Source organism: Roseisolibacter sp. H3M3-2 (genome assembly GCF_029211165.1).
Taxonomy (GTDB): Bacteria; Gemmatimonadota; Gemmatimonadetes; order Gemmatimonadales; family Gemmatimonadaceae; genus Roseisolibacter.
The window spans coordinates 1-3,057 of sequence record NZ_JARGEK010000468.1 but is presented as its reverse complement, the minus strand read 5'-3'; the positions used below and the strand labels follow the sequence as shown (position 1 = coordinate 3,057).

2 protein-coding genes and 1 pseudogene are annotated in these 3,057 nt (G+C 77.4%); all 3 read right to left on the bottom strand.

Features of this window, described 5'->3' with window-relative positions; genetic code table 11:
- Window positions 1-12: 12 nt before the first annotated feature.
- A complete protein-coding gene (locus PYV61_RS23125; protein ID WP_275836139.1) occupies window positions 13-1,008 on the bottom strand; it encodes a serine/threonine-protein kinase in 996 nt (331 codons plus the stop codon).
- Window positions 1,009-1,099: 91 nt separating this feature from the next.
- Complete coding sequence (locus tag PYV61_RS23120) at window positions 1,100-2,077, bottom strand: ring-cleaving dioxygenase (RefSeq protein ID WP_275836137.1); 978 nt, start codon at window positions 2,075-2,077, stop codon at window positions 1,100-1,102.
- A 71-nt stretch (window positions 2,078-2,148) separates the two neighbouring features.
- A pseudogene (locus PYV61_RS23115) lies at window positions 2,149-3,057 on the bottom strand (hypothetical protein); the annotation flags it as partial.

Below are 3,057 nucleotides of genomic sequence, written 5' to 3'. Positions count from 1 at the left end.
CGATTTGTCTTCCTAAGACCGCTTGGCCTCCGACTTCTCGAGCGCCGCCAGCGCCTCGAGCGCCGCCTCGGCCCCGCCGTGCGCGCCGAGCGGCAGCGCCGCGGTCAGCGCGCCCAGCGACGGCCACCGCTCGGCGGGCTCCTTCGCCAGCATGCGCAGCACCGCCGCCTCCAGCGCGGGCGGCACGTCGGGGCGCAGCGCGCGCAGCGGCGCCGGCGCGTCCATGATGTGCCGCTGCTGCATCTCCCACAGCGACCCCGCGAACGGCGCGCGCCCCGTCAGCAGCTCGTAGGCGACCGCGCCCAGCGCGTACTGGTCCGACGCGCTCGTCAGCGTCTCGACGCGCCACTGCTCGGGGCTCATGTACCCCGGCGTCCCGATCGCGAAGCCCGTGCGCGTGAGCTGCTCTCCCTGCGCGACCTTGGCGATGCCGAAGTCGGTCACCGTCACGCCGCCGGCGCGGTCGAGCATCACGTTGGCCGGCTTCACGTCGCGGTGCACGACGCCGCGGCGGTGCGCGTGGTCGAGCGCCGACGCGACCTGCGCCAGCACGTGGCACGCGACGCCGACCGGCAGCGCGCCGCGCGCCGCCAGCAGCGCCTCCAGCGAGCAGCCGTCGATGTAGCGCATCACGAAGAAGCGCAGCCCCTGGCTCTCCTTCGCGCGGTACACGCGCACCACGCTCGGGTGGTCGTCCAGGTTCGCCGCGGTGCGCGCCTCCTGCAGGAAGCGCTGCGGCATCGTGTCGCGCCCCGCCAGCTCGGGGAACATCACCTTGATGGCGACGTAGCGCGCGAGCTCGACGTCCCAGGCCAGGTAGACGGCGGCCATCCCTCCGCGCCCCAGCTCGCGCACCACGTCGTAGTCGCCGAGCGTGGCCGAGCGCAGGCGCGCCAGCAGGTGGTCCTCGGCGCCCTCCGCCTCCGCCGGCTGCCCGCACCCCGAGCAGAAGCGCGCCGAGGCGGAGAGCTCGGCGCCGCAGCGCGGGCAGGGGCGGGGGGACGACATGCGGAGGGCGCGCGAAGGGCGGGGGAGGGGTGCGCAACGTTGCGCCCCCGCCCCCGCCCGGGCAACCCGCGTCCCGGCGCGCGCCCGCGCGTCAGGCCCCGGCCGGCTCCCGCTCCAGCGTCGGCAGCGCGGCCGCGATCGCCTCGCGGTGCGCCTCGAACTGCGGCGGCAGGCGCAGCGACTCGCCGAGCGCCGACAGCGGCTCGTCGACCGCGAAGCCCGGGCCGTCGGTCGCCAGCTCGAACAGCACCCCGCCCGGCGCGCGGAAGTACACCGACTGGAAGTACTGCCGGTCGCGCACCGCGGTCGCGTGGACGCCGGCCGCCGTCACCGCGTCGGTCAGCGCGCGCTGCGCGTCGGCGTCGGCGACGCGGAACGCCACGTGGTGCACGCTCCCCACGCCGTCGGCCGCGCCCCAGAAGCCGCGCACGTCGCGCACGTCGACCACGCGCCCCAGCGCCGCGCCGTCGGCCACCAGCCGCGTCGTCGTCCCCTCGGCGCCCGCGCGCCGCCACCCCATCGGGCCCTCCAGCAGCCCGGCGGCGCCGGCGGCGTCCTCCACCCACAGCGTCACGCCGAAGACGCCGCGGATCGCGTGCTCGGCGGGGATTGCGGCGTCGCCGCCCGCAGTCCACCCCGGGAGGTCGGCGACGCGCGGGTCGGTCGCTAGCGCGAGGCGCATCCCGTCGGGATCGGCGAACGTCACCACCGTCTCGCCGCCGTCGGCGCCGAGCGTGGCGAGGCGCCGCGCCGGCAGCTCGTGCGCGACGCGGTGCGCCGCCAGCCGGTCGAGCCAGAACCCGAGCGACGCCGGCGGGATCGCCAGCGCGGTCTCGGCCGCCTGCCCGGCGCCGACGCGCCCCTTCCGCCCGTTCGCCCACGGGAAGACGGTGAACAGCGAGCCGGGGGAGCCGGCCTCGTCGCCGAAGTAGAAGTGGTAGGCGCCCGGGTCGTCGAAGTTCACCGTGCGCTTCACCAGCCGCATCCCGAGCACGCCGACGTAGAAGTCGAGCACGCGGCGCGCCTCGCCGGAGATCGCGGTGACGTGGTGGATCGCGTGGACGGTCATGGAAGCCTCCGGTGATTGTCTCAGTACTAAGATAATGGCGCGCGTCCGGGACGCAATGGCCGTTCGGGGGCTCAGCGGGGGGACGCGCCCCCGAGCGACCGCTGGGCGACCAGCGCCGCGGTGCGGGCGGCGATCCGCTCCTCGACCTGATCGAGCCAGCCGTCGAGCGGCGTCCCGTACACGCGCCGCGCCGCCGCGAGCGTCTGGTCGCGCAGGAGCGTGCGCAGCGCGGCCGCGCCGCCCTCGCGCGCCAGCGCGTCGACCACGGCGCCGGCCACCGGGTAGGCCACGCCCTCGGGGAGGCGCCGCCAGTCGGCCCACAGCGCGCGCACGTCCGCCCGCGCCAGCCCGGCGCCGGCCAGCGCCGCCGCCGCCTCGCCGATGCGGTCGTCGCCGCTCCCGTCGAGCCAGACCGCGAGCCCCTCGGTCACCAGCGGCGCCGCGACCTCGGGGCGCACCGCGCGGAAGGCGATGACGTGCGCGATCTCGTGCCCCACGGTCTGGTCCCACGTGAGGTGCGACAGCCCGACCGCCGGCCGCGCGAAGTGCACGCGCGGCATCCCGGCGGCGCGCGCCTCGCGGTCGGAGTCCCACACGAACAGGTCGACGCGCTTGGGGCGCGCGGCCGCCGCGGTGTCGCCGAGCGTGGCCGCGATGCGCACCGCCGCCGCCTCGCGCGCCGCCGCGAACGCCTCGAGGTCGAGGATCGGCGCGGCGGGGCTCACGCGCAGCCGCAGGTGCGGCGTCTCGATCGTGCGCCAGCGCGCGAACGTCGAGTCGAAGCCGTACAGCCGGCGGTCGGTCGCCAGCACGGCGGCCAGCCGCGCGGTGGGGCGGTGTCCCGCCGCGTCGTCGAGCGCGACGGGGGCGCCGGCCGTGTCGCCGACGGCGAAGCGCGCCTTCCCGAGGTACGCCACCGCCCACCCGCCCACCGCGTCGCGGCGCGCGTCGAGCGCGAGCGCGCGCTGCAGGTGCGGCAA